The organism is Pseudoalteromonas sp. H105, from assembly GCF_001469215.1.
Taxonomy (GTDB): domain Bacteria; phylum Pseudomonadota; class Gammaproteobacteria; order Enterobacterales; family Alteromonadaceae; genus Pseudoalteromonas.
On record NZ_LOFH01000012.1, the window covers coordinates 50,847 to 70,542 of the forward strand.

A 19,696-nucleotide genomic window follows, 5' to 3' on the forward strand; every position below is an offset into this window, starting at 1 on the left:
TAATTTAGATAAAATGATTAGAATTAACACTAAAGCATTGCTTATTTTTTAGTTCCATTAGCGTCATTTTACCTCCCCATACACATCCAGTATCAAGCGCATGAACGTTTGAGAGCTGAGTGTTTCCTTCAAGTGCAGCCCAATGGCCAAATATAATGTGCTTTTTAATCGCTTGAAATCGAGGGTGTGAAAACCAAGGTTTTATTGCTTTTTTTTCATCAATCGAGCCTTTAAATTTTAAGTCAAGTTGGCCTTCTGGAGTTAAAAATCGCATTCGCGTAAAATAGTTAACAATGAATCGAAATTTTTCAATATCTGTTAATTGATTATCCCAATGGGCAGGGTGTTGAGCATACATACCATTAAAAAATTCACGAGCGTCAACACCTTGATAACAGTGAGCGGCAAATTGCGCATGTTCCATCGCTTGTTTTATTGACCAGTCAGGGTTTAAACCTGCATGTGAAATAAATATTTTCTTGTCGTTTAACCACAGTGCAAGGGGTTGTTGGCGTAAAAAACGAATATAATTATCAAGGAGAGGGGAGTCAAATACTGCGCCGAGTTTATCTTTAGGGTTAAAAGGCTTGTTGAGTAAATAACACGCAATCAAGTGTAAGTCATGATTCCCAAGCGTCACAGTAATGCTATCTTGGTGTCGATAGAGGTATTCAAGGCAGGCGAGGGAATTAGGTCCTCTTGCAACAATATCGCCAACCAAGTATAGGTGATCTTTAGCTGGGTTAAAATTTACCCGCTGTAACAAAGCCTGAAACTCATCATAACAGCCTTGTAAATCACCTATAGCATAATCAGCCATATAACTTAATGCAGAATATTAGGTTGAGCTAATCTAAACACATTAATTGGCGCATCAAATTCAGTGCCGAATTCATTTTTTAATGTGTAATAACCTTGCATAGTACCCACAGGGGTTTCAAGCACAGCGCCACTGGTGTATTTGTAACTCTCACCAGGTGCGATCGTTGGTTTCTCCCCAACGACACCTTCGCCTTGCACTTCTGTTTCTTTACCGTTTGCGTCTGTTATCAACCAATAACGGCTGACGAGTTTCGCATTGCATAAACTGTGGTTTTTAATTGTCACCGAGTAGGCAAAAACGTATTTATCAAGTTCAGGTTGAGATTGTCCTTCAACGTAGAAAGTCTCAACCGACACTTTTATGGGGGAGCCCAAATTACTGCTTGTTGTCATAAATCCAGTTAGCTATATCTATAAATTGTTGTAATGAAAGGCTTTCAGCACGAAGTGTAATATCGATACCAATACTTGTTAGTTCATCGGCAGTTAATAAATTACCCAGACTATTACGAAGTGTTTTTCGGCGTTGATTAAAGGCTTCTAGGCATACAGTGTTCAGTATTTTTACACTTTTTGCTGTGCGCTGCTCTGGTTTTTTCGGGATTAAGCGTATCACTGCAGAATCAACTTTTGGCGCAGGTTTAAAGCACTCTGGTGGCACTTCAACTACCGGCATCGCATTACAATAATACTGTGTCATTACACTCAGGCGGCCAAATGTTTTACTACCTGGGCCTGCAACCATGCGTTTTACGACTTCTTTTTGAAGCATAAAATGCATATGTTCAACGTTGTCTGCAAACTCAAACAAGTGAAACAGTAATGGCGTTGAAATGTTGTAAGGCAGGTTGCCAAATACTTTTAATTTTTTGTCATCACGAACCAAGCTTGAAAAATCAAACTTCATCGCATCACCCTGATGCACGGTTAATTTAGGACCTAAAAATGGGTGCTCTGTTAAACGTTGTGCAAGGTCTTTATCGAGTTCTACAACTGTTAAGTGACCACTTAACTCGCTGACAGGTTCAGTAATAGCGCCCAAACCAGGGCCGATTTCTACTAGGTTGTCTTCAGGTTTCGGATCGATTGCAGTAACTATTTTATCGATGATTGACTCATCGAACAAAAAGTTTTGTCCAAAACGTTTACGGGCGCGGTGACCTAAGTGTACTTTATCTGTCATTGATTCTGTGCTTTTTCATGGGCGAGCTTAATTGCTTCGCGGATCGCTAATTCAAAACTACCAACATCAGCATCACCTGTACCGGCTAAATCTAGCGCTGTACCATGATCAACTGACGTGCGAATAAAAGGTAAACCTAAAGTGATATTCACGGACTTACCAAATCCTTTATATTTTAGCACAGGTAATCCTTGATCGTGATACATTGCAAGCACTGCATCGGCTTGAGATAAGTATTTATCTTGGAACAGTGTATCAGCAGGGAGTGGACCAATCAGGTTCATGCCTTGGTTATTTAGTAACTCAAGAGTAGGCGTAATGGTCTCAATTTCTTCTCGACCTAGATGACCGTCTTCACCAGCATGCGGATTTAATCCACAGACTAAAATGCGGGGTTGTTCTATGCCAAACTTTGTCTGTAAGTCATGATGTAAAATACCCGCGACTTTACACAGCCGTTCAGCGGTGATCGCACGAGAGACATAGGCAAGTGGAATATGCGTTGTCACTAGTGCAACGCGCAGACCCTCAGTTGCTAACATCATAACGACATCAGCGGTATTTGATTGCTGTGCGAAGTATTCAGTATGACCACTGAATGAAATTCCGGCTTTATTAATAATACCTTTATGCACAGGGCCAGTTACAACGGCATCAAATGTCCCATCCATATTCTTTTCAGACGCAATGCGTAAAGTATCCAGAACGTATTGGCCATTAGCATCATCAAGCACCCCTAATTGAACTTCACACCCGATATCGACTTGATGCAAAAACACACTGCCCGCGGGCGCAAGTGAGGCGGGGGCTGATGCGTCAAAGGGGATAAGGTTAATCGTTAAACCGAGTTGTTTGGCTCGCTGTTTAAGCATGCCTCCGTCAGCAATGACGACTAGTTGAGCTGGCCAATCATGTTGAACAAGCTTAAGTAATAAGTCAGGGCCTATCCCGGCAGGTTCGCCGGGGGTAACTGCAATACGTAAAGTCATTGGTTAATCTTCAATTGGGAAAATTTCAACATGGGCTTGTTCGCGCATTTCTTGCTGCCAGTTAAAACTCTCCTCTTTAAATTTTCGGTTAAACAACATTCCATGAGCTCGGTTTCGCTTAGCAAGCTCTGTTTTATCAGCTACGCGCTTACCTAGAAGTTGCACTATATGCCAGCCAAAGGTCGTTCTAAAAGGATCACTAATTTCTTGCTCATCTAGCGATAAAAGCGTATCTCTAAATGCAGGGACATAGGTCGTTGGATCTGTCCAATCATACTCTCCGCCTTTTAATGCTGAGCCTGGATCTTCTGAGTACTCTTTCGCTAATTCACCAAAATCAGCAGTGCCTTCGCGCAATTCTTTGGCAAAGCCATTGAGCATTGAACGGGCTTTCTCTTCACTTAATATTATTGAAGGTTTGATTAAGATGTGACGCGAACGAACTTCCGTTGTTTCGACAACCTGTCGGCCACGGATATCCTGAATTTTTACAATATGAAAACCGGCTCCAGAGCGAAGCGGTCCAATAATAGCGTCTTTCTTAGCGCCTTTTACTGCTTCAGCAAACAAGGATGGCATTTCGTTAATGCTCATCCAACCTAGCTGGCCGCCTTCAAGGGCCTTTGAACCGCTTGATGATGAGATGGCAATACGTTTAAATTCTTTACCGTCTTGTAAGAATTCAATAACCTTATCTGCACGTGTTTTTGCGCTGCTGATTTCGTCTGCTGTTGCATTATTTGGAATATCAATCAATATGTGACCAATATCAAATTCTTCAGTGTTTTGCCCTTGGCTTTCCATTATTTTTAATAGATTGTCCACTTCTTGTGGGCTGATGTAAATACGGCGATCTACATTTGCACGCATCACTTGCTGCGTTGTTATTTCTTTACGTATCTCTTCTCGATATGCTTGAAAACTTTCACCTGAAGCTTCAATCGTACGGCGCAAGTCAGCAATACCACCACCTTGCTCTTTTGCCATATTGACAAGCGTTTGGTCAAGCTGGCTATCAGAAATTTCTAGGCCCATACGCTGAGCTAGCTGCATCATAAGTGTTTGGTTAACTAAGCGCTCCATAGCCTGAATACGCAATGTTTCATCGGATGGGAGTTGCTGGCCTTGTTCTTTCGCCTGCATTTTGACTCGGTTGACAATGGTGTCTACTTCACTTTGTAAAATGACGCCTTGGTTAACAATGCCAACTACTTTATCAATTTCTACTGGTGCTGCAATAACGTTTTGGCATAAACCAAAACCTAATAGTGCTGATGCTAATAATTTTTTTAAATTCATACTTTTTCTAATACTCTGCTAATACTAGTTATTAAGAAAATACGGTCTACGATAGCCAAAAATACCTTGTTGTAATAATTTTTGTGCATCATAACGGCTCTTACTACCTAATCCTTTCAAGACAATATTAAATCCAATGCTTGAGTCAAATGTAGCTTGTTCTTGGCCTATCGATTGATTTAAATCAGTTTCGATTTGGCGACGGGCTGTGAGTTGAAAAGCCCAACAGCACGATTCATATTGCAATCCACTGAATATCTCAATGCTACGTCCAGTTTCAAGATCACGGTGGTAGCTATTCACAAATTGCCATTGCTCACTAATTGGGAAACTAGTAAACAAGCCAACTTGTTCGATTGTATTGCCTGAGACATCATTTGCATAGCGATGGTTCAATTGGACTAGCTGATTATTGTCACCTTTGTAATCTAAAGTTACATTTGACTGAATAATTTGCTTGCCATCGGCATCATATTGAATCCCGCCGGATAAATACCAACGACGATGCCAATGTATCATGGTTTGTGCTGCAAACAAGGCATTATAGTTAGTATTAGGATCAATGCCCTGTGCTGTGGGTTTGGCTGAATCGTTCAAATAAAATATCTGGCCGGCACTGAAGTTAAAGAGTTCTTCATTTTTGTCACTAAACAAGCGGGTGGTTGCACCCAATGTGAATTGATTAGCAGATGCAATACGGTCTACGCTTGAAAAACGTTTATCACGAAATAAACCAAAAAAGTCATCTTGAAGTTTAGTGGTATCGTATAAGCCAATGTCTGATTGATCTTTATCAGGCGTATATAAATATTGCAATTGAGGTTCTAAGGTTTGAATCCCATTTGTTACTAGTGTGGTGTCACGTTCAAAGTTTAGCTGACTGTACAAGCGCACTTTGGGTAATGTCCGTGATACCGAATCAGCATAGTCACTGTTGGCTAAATCACCTTCTTGCTTATAATTAGTGTGTAATACACTAAACTCAGATAAAAACGACCAAGCGTATTCTTGATAGCCATAACTGGCTTTCGGCTCTAAATGAAGTCGAGTCGCTTTGTCGATAATAGCATTACTGTTTGTAAAGTGGCTGAGTTCGCCGTCAAGTGTAAATTCTACATCACTGAGTGTATACGGCTCTGTTTGCGAAAAACTTATTTGAGGCCATGCTGCATAGGATTCAGTATGATTACCGAGCACTTCAAAGTTTTGAACTTTGATATCCGTACGCCAACGCTCACCTAAGTAAGATAATGACCCAGTACGATAAAGTTGAGTGTCAGTACGCGTCGCATAATCTGAGCCTAAATCAGTCAAATAGTTATCGTCGCTAACATTGGTTATATCAATATTGGCACGCCATTTATCACCAAAATAACTTTGTTGTTGCCAGTGGAATAAAAAACGTTCTTTAAGCGCAGGCTCAGAATCATCTTTTTGTAAAAACTCTAAGCCTAGCAAGCCATTACTATTCTCTGTTAAATATCGAAACTCACTGGTAAGCTGAACCCCTTTTTTAGACATATAACGTGGTGTAATGGTTGCGTCAACGTTAGGAGCAATATTCCAATAATAGGGAGTGATAGTTTCAACACCGTAACGATCTGAACTAGAGATGTTGGGGGTTAATAATCCCGATTTACGACGGTCATCTATTGGAAAAGTAAAGTAGGGTAGATAGAGCACTGGCGTATCCATTATACGCAATACCATATCATGTGTTTCTCCCCAGCCACTTTCACTGGATAATAAAATCTCTTCGGCTTGAATCGCCCACAAAGGTGTTTCATCAGGGCACGTAGTAAAGCTTGCATTCAGCAAGTTTAAGCCAGACTCATTAACAGTGAGTTTTTCAGCGCCACCATGACCTTGTTGCTCTGTTAATGTGTAATCAGCACCAAGCAAACTAATTTCTGAGTTATTTAAATCGGCATTAAGTCCTGCGCTATCAACCTGACTTATTGCATCGCGATAGGTAATAGGCCCCGTGGCATTAAGCAATCCACGTTGTTTATCAATTAGTGCACTTTGTGCGGACAAACTCATATTAAGGGTGTTAATATCAACGTTACCAGTAAATTCAGCGCTTTGGGTACCAAGCAGCTCTATATCATCTGAACGGATATCGATCATGCCCAAATCTAGGCCAATAAGCGGTTGCCAAGCACTGGTTTGCATTGAATTGCCACAAAAGTTGTGTGTCAGTTCAGTTTCGGCAAGCGATGGTGCGCTGAGTACGCTTAGCATCATAATGCCCCAGGTTTTGCTCATTTAGTAACCTTAATATGGTGTCTTTGAATACAGGACTGACATAATAAAGGAAATCAATGGCAAATACAGTATTAGACTTAGTGAAAAATAGATATCGTGTGCAATGAATCGTTATAAATGTTTACAACAGTTTTTAAATCGCCACTTCAATAATGAGAAGTATCAGCTTTCATTGATTACGGGGGATGCGAGCTTCCGTCGTTATTATCGTTTAAGTTGCGGGGTTAAAACCTACATAGTGATGGACTCGGATCCACAAGTTGTTAATAACACACCCTATGTTGAGTTAAATCCTGTGTTTTCAAAGCATGGTTTTATACTTCCTACTATTTTAAATTTGGATGAGCAACAAGGGTTTTTCTTGTTGAATGATTTAGGCAGCACACATCTTGCCGATTTACTCCAAGATGCAGAGCGAAAAACCTATTACCAACAGTTAATTACGCTAAGCTCACAATGGGCAAATGTGCCTGCGACTCAACACATGAAGGATTTTGATGCTGAGTTTATCCTCGTTGAGCTGAATATATTTACCCAGTGGTTAGTTGAAGGGGTTTTACAGCAACCACTCAATGCAAACGTGAAAGCACTGTGGCAAACCAGTTGCGCTGTGCTTGTCGATAATATTTTAATGCAGCCAAAAGTAACGGTCCATCGCGATTTTCATAGTAGAAATATTATGCGCAGTGATAATCAATGGGCAATCATTGATTATCAAGACGCTGTTACGGGGCCTTTATGTTATGACCTAGTGTCATTACTGCGTGACTGCTACTTTAAGTTACCTGAAGATGAATTAAACAGCTTAATTAACTTCGCCTTTACTGAATTTTCTAAACAGGGAGTCATTAAGGGGGTTGACTATGCGCAGTTTACTCGTTGGTTTGATTTAACAGGCGTTCAGCGGCATCTTAAAGCTGCGGGGATTTTTTGTCGTCTTAACCTTCGCGATGGCAAGTCGGGGTATATAAAAAATATCTTACCAACCCTGAGTTATATAGTAGAGATTGCTAAAAAATATAATGAGCTAAATGAACTAGGCTATTGGGTTGAGCGCGAGATCATACCCGCTATGACAAAAGCTATCAGCGAGAAAGTAGGTAACTAATATGAAGGCACTGATATTAGCCGCAGGGCGAGGGCAACGAATGATGCCACTGACAGCCACAATGCCAAAGCCGATGCTTAAAATAATGGGTAAACCCTTAATTGAGCACCATATTGAACGCTTAAAAGCTGCGAGTATTACAGAAATAGTTATTAATCTTGCATGGCAAGGTAATAAGATCAAAGAATACTTTGCAGATGGTCAAGCGTTTGGCATTAAGATTCATTATAGCCAAGAGCCCGAACATGGCCTTGAAACTGCGGGCGGGATAATTCGTGCGTTATCACTTTTAGGTGATGACTTTATTGTTATTAATGGTGATGTATTTACCGATTATGATGTGAGTGCATTAAAGGCACTACATTTAGATGATGGTGAAGGCCATATCGTCCTTGTTGAAAACCCAGAGCATAATCCAAATGGTGACTTCACGTTGCGTCACTTAGGGCCACAAAGCCAAAAGTATACGTTTTCTGGTATTAGCCGATTTAAAGCGTCTTTTTTCCAAGGCATACCAGATGGTGTATTACCGTTGGGGCCTCTATTACGCGAGCGTTTAGCTTCGGCTGATGTATCAACAGAGCTTTATATAGGCATGTGGAATGATATTGGCACGCCTGAACGACTATCACAATTAAATGAAACGCTAAAAGGAGTGCCTCATGTGGGGTAAGATTTTAGGTGCCTGTTTTGGTTTTATGTTTGGACGTATTATCGGATTATTTATTGGCCTGTATTTAGGTCATATGTTCGATAAAAGCTTAAAGCAAAACTTTGATAAAGCAGGTGGCTTTTCAAGCTTGTTTAATGGTGAGGATGATATTAATCAGCGCCAAGCGTTATTTTTCACTAGCTGCTTTGCAGTTATGGGACACATAGCAAAATCAAACGGGCGAGTGAGTGAAACGCACATTCGTGCCGCTAGTTTGTTTATGGATGAAATGGGCTTAACGGGTGAAAACCGAAAAGAAGCACAAGGTGCCTTTAAAGCAGGTAAAGACACTGACTTTTCATTAAAAGAAACGGTGTACGATTTTAAAGAACGCTTTGCTCGGCGTCATGATTTAATCCAATTATTTTTAGAAATTCAAATTCAGATGGCGTTTTCTGATGGTGTGCTAGCGACGCAAGAAAAAGAACTGCTTCAAGAGGTGAGCAAATTACTGGGGATTTCTAAAACGCACTTCACTTTTGTGCTGAAGCGTTATCAGGCCGAGTTTAATTTCCGTCAGCAACAGCAGCGATTTAGTCAGCAGCAACGCCAACAGAGTCGCAGCAGCTATCGGGAAGGGTCAGGTCACCATGTACCGCCCAATAATAATGGAATGAATCGCACACAAGCATTAGCCTTATTAGGGCTTAATAATGAAGCCAGTGAACGTGATATAAAAGTAGCGTATAGAAAGCTGATGGCGCAGCATCACCCAGATAAATTGGTATCGCAAGGCTTGCCTAAACACATGATGGAGTTAGCGGTTAAAAAAAGCCAAGATATTCAATCTGCATATGAGTTTTTAAAAAAGGCGGCGTAAAAAGCCGTCAATTTCCTTTGTTAAACGTGCGTGTTGTGCTGGTTCTGAACGCAAGCCGAATAGCTGCCGTTGGCGATAATCATATTTACTGTGACGTTTAACCCAGCGCTTTCTGTTTGCCACGCTGAGCAATAGGTCAGGGTTATCATTGCTGTAAAAGATATCGAGAAGGGGTGGGCTTATCGTCGATACAAGCGTATTCAATTGTTGGTTACGTTCATTATTTGGCAGGTAACTACTTAAGCTAACGAATGCTTCTAAATCATCATTCGGAAAACTGGCATAGTGTTCTATTAGCACGCCCGCACTGGCCCCTTGAGCAACCAGTACGATTTTGTCCCCATCATTAAGTGCTGTTTGATAGAGTACTTCAAAACGAGCAATTAAGTTTTCTTTGTAGTCATCAATTATATCATCACTAACATACTCAATAGTATCAACGTGCTTTGCTGTCGTTTCTGGGTCTTGAGCCGTTTGCTTAGCCGATGAGTTTGTTTCATTAGTGTCTATAGTTTGCTGGCTATTTTCTGTTGCAGGGTCTGTATTTTCAGTTTGGGTGTCTTCGTTACTTGCTTGCCAATTAATGTCAGGCACAGTCATTGCTATCGTTGTGTAGCCTAAATCGTTTAGATGAGTGCGTAAAAAATTAACCCCAGCGTTATTTGTGGGTAAATTTTGCCAATCAGGAATAATTAAAACTACGGCACGCTGTTCGGCGCTCATATACTCCCGATGTAAACTAACAAATTCGGTTTCACCGGCTATTAATTGCCTGACTTCGCTTTTTGGCATTAATCGTGACAAGTCACTACTAACAATACTCGACCATGGGGTGGGGGCAATGTGTTCGGCAGCATAAATAGGCTGGCTTGTTATGCACATACTCATAATACAGGTAATTAAACCTGCACGTAGCCGTTGCAAAAGAGAGGTTGCTGAACACATAGATCATCATTACCTATTATACTGATATGTAGATATCGGCAATGATGGGCAAAAGTTTAACTAATTTTCCGCCGCGGCCTAAAAGTCGGGTTTTGCTTCAAAAGTCATTAGCTGTTCGGTAATAGGGTGAGCGAGTTGTAACATTTGAGCATGCAATTGTAAGCGTGGAGCAGCAGCAAGTGCATCTGGGTGTGCATAAAGCCTGTCACCTAATATGGGGTGCCCGAGTGATAGCATATGTACTCTTAATTGGTGAGAACGCCCGGTAATGGGAGTGAGCTCGACCCGAGTGGCAAACTCTTCATACTCAAGTACGTTAAAATGCGTTAAAGATGGTTTGCCATTTTCATGATCAACCATTTGTTTTGGTCGGTTAGGCCAATCACAAATCAGTGGTAAATCAACAGAACCTGTTGTGTTATTTATTTTCCCATAGACGCGTGCTATGTAGCGTTTCGCGGTTTGACGCGCTTGAAACTGCATACTTAAATGACGGTGTGCGGCTTTGTTCATTGCTAAGCAAAGAACCCCTGAGGTTGCCATATCTAAACGGTGTACAATTTTAGCTGTTGGGAATACACGGTTAACACGTGCAATCAAACAATCCGCATGTTTAGGATCTTTGCCTGGAACCGTTAATAATTCACTGGGTTTATTTACAATCAGTAAATCGTCATCTTGGTATAAGATCGTTAAATATGGATCGAGTGGGGGATTGTAATTAAGTAACACGGCCAGCCTCAGCAATTGGTAAGAGCGCTATTTTAAAGAAGTCGCTGGTATTTCACAATCATCAAACTTGATTCCTTATGTTGATTTGAATAAAGCAAATCGGCGTTGTTATGCAGCAGCCTAGAGAGTGAACCATGTACACGTTGTGGCTTAGCGGTAAATTTCGGCAGCCTCGTCTGTCATCATTTCAATTAAATTAATAGCTTAGGTGCTGTATTTCTCAGAGAAAATTACAAAGGACAGGTCTATAAATTAAATAAAGAACTGAGACAAGTCTTTGTAATATGGGCTTGTTTGTCAGGGGCAATCGTTTTTTGGCTATTTATAATATAAAAAAGCGCGATGTAATTGGATACACCGCGCTTAATTGAAGTTTAAGGGTTTGTACTCAAATCATATTTAGTGTGATACGACGATCAAGCGGATCGCATCAAGCTTTAACTGAGCTTTTTCAATATGCGTGGTTAATTCGCTACGTTGCTTATCGTAGAAAGTCAGTTCTTCTTCACGAATATTTGGATTAATTTGTTTCAATGCAGCCAAACGCGCTTGTTCTTGTGCTAATGATTGTTGCATTTTCGCAAGGGACTCTGCACGAATCACTTCAAGCTTGGCTTGAGCCATTTCCTGAGCTGATTTAATCATCGGATGAATTGCACTTTGTAATGCGCCAGCTAATTTACTTGCTGTTTGACGCCCAACCGCTGAAAGTTGCTGATTAAACCCATCAAATCCGACATTGTCACCTAAGTTATTGCTCGCTTTATCGAGTAATATGCGAATCGGTGTTGGCGGTAAAAAGCGGCCAACTTGCAAGGCTTTAGGCGCCATTGCTTCACCTACAAATATTAGCTCAACAAAAAAAGTACCGGCCGGTAGCTTTTTATTTTTCAGCAGTGCAACTGAAGCTGTACCAAAGTCATCATCGCAAATCATATCGAGCGTGCCTTGAACCATTGGGTGATCCCAGCTAATAAAGTGCACGTCTTCTTGTGATAAAGCGGTATCGCGGTCAAAGGTAACGGTGATGCCATCATCTTTCAAGCTAGGGAACGACGGGTTTAACATGTGTTCTGTTGGCTTTAAGATAATGGTATTTTCGCCTTTATCTTCTTGGCTTACACCGAATGTATCGAAGACATTAATCATGTAACTTGGTAACTCAAACTGGTTATCAAGTTGCTCAATGTCAGCGACGAGCGAATTTGCCGCTCCTTGACCTGATGAATGGAGCTCCAGTAAACGGTCACGACCGTTTTCCATTTGTTTACGTAACTTCGCATTTTGGCTCGCTACTTGTTCAAGGAGTGGGTCTAATTCATCTTCATCACAGTTATGTGCAGAGATAAAGTCGAGTAAATCTTCACTAAACTCTTTGTAAAGCAACTGCCCTGTGGTGGAGGTCATTTCAAACGCGTCTAGACCCTCGTTATACCAGCGTAATAGGACTTCCTGTGCAGTGTTTTCGAAGTAGGGTACATGAATGTTTACGTCTTCTGTTTGACCTATGCGGTCTAAACGGCCAATGCGTTGCTCAAGTAAGTCAGGGTTGAGTGGTAAATCAAACAACACTAAGTGATGAGAAAATTGGAAGTTACGCCCTTCTGACCCAATTTCAGAGCACAATAATATTTGTGCATTATCGTATTCATCTGCAAAGAATGCGGCTGCGCGGTCTCGCTCTATAATAGACATTCCTTCGTGGAATACAGAAGCTTTAATAGCTTCACGTTCGCGTAGGATCTGCTCAAGACTAATGGCTGTTTCAGCTTTTGCACAAATAAGTAATACTTTTTCGTGTTTCAAAGTTTTAAGTGTGTCTATTAACCAATCTACACGCGGGTCAAAAGCACCCCAGCTAGCGCTTTCGCCTTCAAACTCTTGAAATATTTTCTCAGGGAATAACGCACGTTGCGCACTTAACTCAGCACTTTGAATTCCGCTCATAGTACCCAACACAGAAATAGCTGTTTTATATTGCTTAGGCATTGCCATAGGGTAGGCGTGCAACTTACGGCTTGGGTAGCCGTCGATGCCACTACGGCTATTTCTAAATAAAATTCGCCCTGTACCATGACGGTCCAGCAGCATCGATAAAATTTCTTTGCGGGCAGCAGCATCACCCTTTTGTGCTTGCTCAAGCACTGTGGTGATATCGGTTTCTTTTAACAGTTCAATGAGTGTTGTTTTAGCACTGTCATCAAGGGCTTGATGTTGTAGTAACTGGTTTGCTGCCTCTGCAACATGCTTGTAATTACTTTCTTCTTCAACAAATGCATCGTAGTCATAAAAACGATCTGGGTCGAGTAATTGTAAGCGGGCGAAGTGACTTCTGTGACCAAGTTGATCGGGGGTGGCTGTTAATAAAATTAGCCCCGGAATATCTTGGCTAAGCTCAGCAATGCGCTGATATTCAGTGCTTGGTTTAGCATTGTTAATGCTTAAGTGATGCGCTTCATCGACAATCAGTAAATCCCAATCAGCCATGGTTGCTTGTTCAAACCAACGCTTTTTCTTGGTGATGAACTCAAGACTAGTAAGCACTAACTGTTCAGTATCGAATACGTTAGGTGAGTCTGCAAAGGCTTCATCACAACGTTCTTCATCAAAAATTGAAAAATGCAAATTGAAACGACGTAGCATTTCAACTAACCACTGATGTTGTAGGTTCTCAGGTACAACAATTAACACGCGGCTAGCACGACCACTAATTATTTGTTGGTGTAAGATCATACCAGCTTCGATGGTTTTACCTAAACCCACTTCATCAGAGAGTAAAACGCGAGGAGCAAAACGTTTACCAACTTCTTGCGCTATATAAAGCTGGTGGGGTATTAAGCTTGCACGTTGGCCAATCAACCCTTTGATGGGTGATTGTTGGCGCTCAAATTGATGTTGCCATGTTTGATAACGCAACGTGTAACGGTCAAAACGATCTACTTGGCCTGCAAAGAGGCGATCTTGTGGTTTGTTAAACTTTATAAAATGATCAAGAAAGGTTTCTTTTAATTGTGCTGGCTCGCCATTATCAACGCGTGTTCCATGGTAGCAAAGCAGTTCACCTTGTACTTCAATAGACTCAACTTCTAGTTCCCATTCTTCAACGCTTTTGATCACATCACCAGGATTAAATGCCACACGAGTCACCGGCGCTTCTGTCATAGAATAAACACGGTTTTCGCCACTGGCGGGAAATAAAATGCTGACCTGACGGCCTTCAAGGGCAACTACGGTGCCTAATCCTAAATCTGACTCTGTATCACTGATCCAACGCTGACCTAAGGAAAAATTCATATATGTCTCGTCTATGAAGAAAAAGGCGGCTATGTTACCTGTTACCTAACACCACTGCAAGGCGCTAACTAGCTCACTTTTAATTAATTTAATAACGGTGAATTATTTCTATGTTAGTACCTGTCATTCAGGCTAATTTAAAACAAAAAAAGGTTTGTCATAAAACAGACTTTTATGACAACTAAGCTAAACTTAGAATATACCTTAGTAATTAAGTTTTTTAGGGCATCCACTTATCCCGTTTCACTTGATTAGTTGGGTATAGCATAAAAATCATAAAACGTAAGGAAAGTGCTATGGAAAAAGCTTCGAACCTTGATAGTAAAATGTATGTGCTAGATACCAACGTACTACTCCATGAGCCCCTCGCTTATTTATCTTTTCAAGAGCATGATGTTGTTATTCCAATGACTGTACTCGAGGAGTTAGATCACATCAAAGACCGAAAGCATGATGTTAGCCGTGATGCGCGGGTTGCCATTCGTGGCTTAGATGATGTGTTAAGAGACGCAACGCCAGAACAAATGCTAAAAGGGGTTGCACTGCCAACGAATAAAAAAGCCAAGGTCTCTTCCACTGGTACCTTGATTATCGTCAATGATCACCTCTTCGCGGATTCCATATCCGGCTTACCCGGCAACGAAAACGACCACCGTATTATCAATTGTGCTGTTCATCTGCAGAAACAACACAGCGATGCCAAAGTAGTGTTAGTGACTAAAGACATAAACATGCGGTTAAAAGCAAAAGGCGCGGGGCTTAAGTTTGTTGAAGATTACCGCACAGATCAACTTATTGATGATATTGAATTATTAAGCACTGGCTATAAAAAAATTGAAGGTGATTTTTGGCAACATGTCGGTGAGTGTGAAACACAGCAACACGGCCGAGATACGTTTCATAAAGTAGCTAAAAGTTTAATACCAGATGTGTTCTGTAATGAATACTTACTGGATGGCAGTGAGCATTTTGCGGCCCGTGTTACGTCCTATGATGATGAACATATTATGCTTAAAGACATCGGTGCCGAACGTTTAATGCATCAGTCTGCATGGGGGGTGAAACCCAAAAATATATACCAAGGCATGGCGTTAGACGCTTTACTAGATCCAAACATTGAGTTGGTCATTCTAACAGGACCCGCTGGGTGTGGTAAGACATTGTTAGCGCTTGCCAGTGCCCTTGAAATGATTATTGAAAAAGGTATTTACGACAAAGTGATTGTCACTCGTAATACCCCTGAAATAGCTGAGTCCATTGGCTTTTTACCTGGTACGGAAGAAGAAAAAATGGCGCCGTGGCTTGCAGCAATCACTGATACCCTGGAGGTTTTGCATAAAGGGGATGAAAACCCAGTATCAAGCCGCAACTACATTATGGAAAAAGCCAATATGCAATTTAAATCGGTCAACTTTATGCGCGGGCGAAGTATTCAAAATGCAGTGGTAATTTTAGATGAAAGCCAAAATTTAACGGCTTCACAGCTTAAAACAATCATTACACGTTGCGGTGAAGGCACCAAGCTTATTTGCTCAGGCAATCTAGCACAAATAGACAGTAACTATTTAACACCTGTCACTTCAGGTTTAACGTACATTGTTGAGCGCTTTAAGGATTTTGAAGGCAGTGCCACCATAAACTTAAACGGTGTGGTGCGCAGCCGTCTAGCCTCATTTGCAGAAGAAAATTTATAACTTGCGTCCGAGTGCTTGGCTCGATAGTCTAGAAAAGATTATCGAGCCATACGACGGATCTTAGGTTGGACTTTTTACCCTTAAAGCATTATTACCGCTCACTTGCCGTTGCTTTGGTTGTACCTTTACTTGTTGCATTTCTTTTATGCCTGCACCTTTATAACATTAAATTAGAGCGAGCGACTGTTCAACGTGAAGCTGAATTTAGTAATTTAGCTGCGCAATTAGCTCACCGAATGGATGCAGCACAAACCTTAGTGACCACCTTGTTGGCACAATACGAGCAGCCTCTTTTTTACCGGTTTGATCGTCAATGGTTAAATGATGTAAATCAGTTTAATGACTACTACTACCGAAAAATCCCGGCACAAGGTGGTGAAATAGTAGGGCAAGGCCGTTTTTCATCAAGCCCGCAAGCAATCGCTCAGTGGCAGCAGGTGATTGCACTTGGACCTGCATTTAATACAACACTGTCTCTTATTCAATCGTTGTCGGCGATAGCGTATGTTAATGAGCAAGGTTTTGCTTATGTAAAGCGACGCAATGATAATGGGAGCTTTTTTCTTACTCAGATATTAGATAACCAGTTTAGGCCGCAGTTTAGAGATAATATGCTCTCTTCAAGTAAAATTATTCAGCTTGAAGGTAAAGCGTATTTTGCACTCGGTCAGCGGCGTACGCCGATGAGTAATGACTATGTTATTTTAATTTATGATTTACAGGCGATCTCTGCCTGGTTAGATAAAATTTCTTCAGATAGTGGAGAGTATATTTTCCTAACGGCGTCTCGTCATGTTATTGCAAGCTCTACAAGGACAATTAAAGCAACACAGCTCCTTAAACAGTATTGGCCCAATGTTTCATGGACAGGCAGCGCTTTACAAGCGCCAGACAAAAAAAATCAATTACTCCTTTTTCAACAATCTGATAAGCAACCAGTCACGTTAGGTTTTTATGAATCGCATGAGCAATTAACCTTGCCTATTCGATACGAGGTACTGATTGAGTTTATTTTTCTTAGTGTGTTTTTAGTGTCTATGTTTAGTGTTGTTTTTTGGTTAAGTCAGCGTATATTTGTTAAACCCATTACCCATTTAATGGCGTACCTTGAGCACAGTGAAACGCAGCGCTTTGAAGCATCACGTTATCAAATACCGATAAATTGGCAGCCTTGGTTTAGTCGAATAAAAAAAGTATTTAATAAGAATATGCAGTTGGTTGATTCATTGCAGCAAGCGAATGCTGAGTTGGATTCACAAGTAAAAATAAAAACACGCGAACTTGCAAGAAGCTACGAAGCTAAAGAGCGCCACCTTGCCTTATTGAACACGATGCTAAACAGTGTGCCAGATTTGATATATTTTAAAAATATTGATGGTTCGTTTTTAGGATGTAATCGTGCTTATGAAAAATACATTGGCGTTGAACAAGGTCAATTAGTGGGTCTGCAGCTAAGTGATATTAGTGATGACAATGGTCATATTAGCGAATTAGAGCGGGAAGTCCTCTGTAACCGAAGTCGTGCCCAGCAGCGTATAGAGAACGACAGCCATGTATATCAGCTCACCATATCGCCTTTTTATAATGAGCAAAACCAGTTGTTAGGATCGATGGCTATTGGTCGAGATATTACGGCGCAAGAGTATGCACTCAATGCATTAAAAAGTTCTGAGTCGAAATTTAGAAGCGCCATTGAATTCGCTGCTAATGGCGTGATTTTGCTTTCTTTAGAACACACAATCCTTCAATTAAATAGGGCTGCCAGAAAGTTATTTGATATTGACAAAAACGAGTCTAAATTACTTTTTAGCGAGCTCTTCCCTAAGTCTCAGTGGCAAAAAATAAACTCAACATTAGCGCTTTTACTGACTGAAAAACAAAAGGTTTACCACCTCACTCTAGAGCAACAAGGTCAACAAAAGTGGTGGCAATTGAGTATATCCTTGGTGTGGGATTCTCAGCTTGCGCCTTACTATTACGCCATTCATATTCAAGACATCAGTGCATTAACCCAAGCCAAACAAGATGCCGAGCGAGCTACGCAGGCTAAAAGCCGTTTTATTGCTAATTTGAGCCACGAAATACGCACGCCATTGAATGTTGTTACTGGTTTAATTGATATGATTTTTCAACAAGGCCTATCAACACAGCAGGTACAGTATGCTAACCAGGCTAAAAGTGCTGCACAAAACTTATTAATTATGCTTAATCGTATGTTGGATTTTGCTCGAGTTGAAAGTAATCAAGCACAGTTGCAGTTAAAACCATTTAACTTAATTGAATTGATTGATAGCTGCGAAAGCCTGCTGTTAGGCTTATGCCAAAACAAACCGCTGGAGTTTAATATTGAAGTCGATCCTGCAATTGCCACTCAGTTAGTAGGGGACTATATTCGTTTACAGCATGTACTGGGGAACTTAATAACGAATGCAGCTAAGTTTACTGAGCAAGGGGCGATAACATTAAAACTAGCGATACTAGACGAGCAAGAAGGCTTACAGACTCTCGTTTTTAAAGTGATAGACACTGGTGTTGGAATAGATGATAGAGATCAAAAACGCTTATTTGATGCCTTTACACAGGGAGATGAATCGTTAACTCGTCAGCACCAAGGTGTGGGTTTGGGGTTAGCTATTGTTAAACATGAACTTGCCCTTATGGGGGCTCAAATAGTTGTTAATAGTAGTAAAAATAATGGCAGTGAATTTTCATTTAACATTACTTTTAACAGCCTTGAAAATGAATATGCCAGTCAAATTACTTGGCATAATGGCTTGGTTATAACGGATACAGAAAAAGGTGACGAGTTTAGCCAAGCTTGTGAGCTTTTAGCATCAGATATTAAGTGTAAAACGTTAGCTCAATTGCAGGCGAATAGTGAAGTACTAAGCTGCGAATACATTATTATTAATGACTATGACTTGGCGCATTTATTAGCGATTCAACCTATTAAACAGCAATTAATAACATCTCAAATCCCTATTTATTCCATAAAGAGCAATCAACAGGTTATTACTTTAGAAGATGCATCAATTTGTATTACGAATATAAAGAGCTCGGCCTTTATACAGAGGTTAATCTCTCAACCTGTTTTAACTAAAAGCACTTCAGCAGAGGCTATTTCGCAAGTTGACCTCAATGGCTTACTTGTCCTTGCTATAGATGATAACCCGCTTAACCTGGATATTATCAACAATATATTATCTCAGGCAGGTATTAACGTTTTACAAGCCAGCAGTGCCAAAAAGGGGATTGAATTGGTGGAAAAAGTCAAACCGGATCTCATATTAATGGATGTACAAATGCCAATTTTAGATGGTTTGCAAGCGACACAGATGTTACGAAAAAGCTATACGTTACAACAGTTGCCGATTTTTGCATTAACTGCTCATTGTGAAGCGGAAGATGAAGCGCGATCAATGGCTGCAGGTATGAATAAACATTTAACCAAGCCCATAATTGCCAGCACGTTATTACACGCTATTACGACGGTTGAAATGAATCCGGTAGCATTTTTTGATAAGTCTTTTGCTCTATCTCAATTTGCAGGAGATAACGCGTTATTACAAGTAATGTTGAGTAAGTTAGCTGATTTATGTGACGGTCACTTATCAAATTTAAACAATGAAAAGTCGCCTGAAGAGCTTGTTAAAATAGTACATAATATTAAAGGTGTTACGGGAAATTTAGGCTTTTTGCGTCTATCAGAATTAGCGCAGCGGTTAGAAACCGTAATAAGAAAAACATCAGAAGTGGACTATACTCTTCATAAAGAGCTTATCATTGAGCTGCAGCAAGTCTATGCGTTTATTCAAGTAAGGGAAATCTAG

14 protein-coding genes are annotated in these 19,696 nt (G+C 40.7%); 5 read left to right on the plus strand and 9 right to left on the minus strand.

Annotated features, from left to right (window positions below):
- Positions 1–4: 4 nt before the first annotated feature.
- The 6 genes from ATS75_RS17295 to lptD are packed head-to-tail and all read right to left on the minus strand — an operon-like array spanning position 5 to position 6,561.
- Positions 5–820, minus strand: coding sequence for a symmetrical bis(5'-nucleosyl)-tetraphosphatase (locus tag ATS75_RS17295; protein ID WP_058561672.1), 816 nt, complete (start codon positions 818–820; stop codon positions 5–7).
- A gap of 5 nt (positions 821–825) precedes the next feature.
- Complete coding sequence (gene apaG, locus ATS75_RS17300) at positions 826–1,215, minus strand: Co2+/Mg2+ efflux protein ApaG (RefSeq protein ID WP_058561673.1); 390 nt, start codon at positions 1,213–1,215, stop codon at positions 826–828.
- Positions 1,199–2,005 carry a 16S rRNA (adenine(1518)-N(6)/adenine(1519)-N(6))-dimethyltransferase RsmA gene (rsmA, locus tag ATS75_RS17305; protein ID WP_058561674.1) on the minus strand — a complete coding sequence of 269 codons (807 nt, stop codon included), beginning with the start codon at positions 2,003–2,005 and terminating at the stop codon, positions 1,199–1,201. Before rsmA ends, apaG begins: the two co-directional genes overlap by 17 nt.
- Positions 2,002–2,994 (minus strand): 4-hydroxythreonine-4-phosphate dehydrogenase PdxA, encoded by a 993-nt coding sequence (pdxA, locus tag ATS75_RS17310; RefSeq protein ID WP_058561675.1) that lies wholly within the window; start codon positions 2,992–2,994, stop codon positions 2,002–2,004. The genes rsmA and pdxA overlap by 4 nt, the downstream gene beginning before the upstream one ends.
- A gap of 3 nt (positions 2,995–2,997) precedes the next feature.
- Entirely contained in the window at positions 2,998–4,305 is a 1,308-nt protein-coding gene (surA, locus tag ATS75_RS17315; protein ID WP_321164319.1) for a peptidylprolyl isomerase SurA, read from the minus strand.
- A 12-nt stretch (positions 4,306–4,317) separates the two neighbouring features.
- Positions 4,318–6,561, minus strand: coding sequence for an LPS assembly protein LptD (gene lptD / locus ATS75_RS17320; protein ID WP_058561677.1), 2,244 nt, complete (start codon positions 6,559–6,561; stop codon positions 4,318–4,320).
- A 103-nt stretch (positions 6,562–6,664) separates the two neighbouring features.
- Here lptD and ATS75_RS17325 point away from each other — a divergent pair, with 103 nt between their 5' ends.
- From ATS75_RS17325 to djlA, 3 genes are read left to right on the plus strand one after another with little or no spacing between them, the layout of a single operon-like run.
- Complete coding sequence (locus tag ATS75_RS17325) at positions 6,665–7,669, plus strand: aminoglycoside phosphotransferase family protein (RefSeq protein ID WP_058561678.1); 1,005 nt, start codon at positions 6,665–6,667, stop codon at positions 7,667–7,669.
- Position 7,670: 1 nt separating this feature from the next.
- Entirely contained in the window at positions 7,671–8,342 is a 672-nt protein-coding gene (gene murU, locus ATS75_RS17330) for an N-acetylmuramate alpha-1-phosphate uridylyltransferase MurU (RefSeq protein ID WP_058561679.1), read from the plus strand.
- A complete protein-coding gene (gene djlA, locus ATS75_RS17335; RefSeq protein WP_058561680.1) occupies positions 8,332–9,201 on the plus strand; it encodes a co-chaperone DjlA in 870 nt (289 codons plus the stop codon). The genes murU and djlA overlap by 11 nt, the downstream gene beginning before the upstream one ends.
- Here djlA and ATS75_RS17340 read toward each other — a convergent pair.
- From ATS75_RS17340 to rapA, 3 genes are all read right to left on the minus strand, one after another.
- Entirely contained in the window at positions 9,184–10,146 is a 963-nt protein-coding gene (locus ATS75_RS17340) for a DUF3530 family protein (protein WP_082665512.1), read from the minus strand. The genes djlA and ATS75_RS17340 overlap by 18 nt on opposite strands.
- Positions 10,147–10,224: 78 nt before the next feature.
- Positions 10,225–10,878 carry a bifunctional tRNA pseudouridine(32) synthase/23S rRNA pseudouridine(746) synthase RluA gene (rluA, locus tag ATS75_RS17345; RefSeq protein WP_058561681.1) on the minus strand — a complete coding sequence of 218 codons (654 nt, stop codon included), beginning with the start codon at positions 10,876–10,878 and terminating at the stop codon, positions 10,225–10,227.
- Between the two features lie 399 nt (positions 10,879–11,277).
- Positions 11,278–14,172 carry an RNA polymerase-associated protein RapA gene (gene rapA / locus ATS75_RS17350; RefSeq protein WP_058561682.1) on the minus strand — a complete coding sequence of 965 codons (2,895 nt, stop codon included), beginning with the start codon at positions 14,170–14,172 and terminating at the stop codon, positions 11,278–11,280.
- 296 nt (positions 14,173–14,468) lie between these two features.
- Between rapA and ATS75_RS17355 the strand changes: the two genes are divergently transcribed.
- Together ATS75_RS17355 and ATS75_RS17360 are read left to right on the plus strand one after the other, a co-directional pair.
- Complete coding sequence (locus tag ATS75_RS17355) at positions 14,469–15,866, plus strand: PhoH family protein (protein WP_058561683.1); 1,398 nt, start codon at positions 14,469–14,471, stop codon at positions 15,864–15,866.
- A 65-nt stretch (positions 15,867–15,931) separates the two neighbouring features.
- Positions 15,932–19,696, plus strand: a complete 3,765-nt coding sequence (locus ATS75_RS17360; RefSeq protein WP_058561684.1) for a PAS domain-containing hybrid sensor histidine kinase/response regulator — start codon at positions 15,932–15,934, stop codon at positions 19,694–19,696.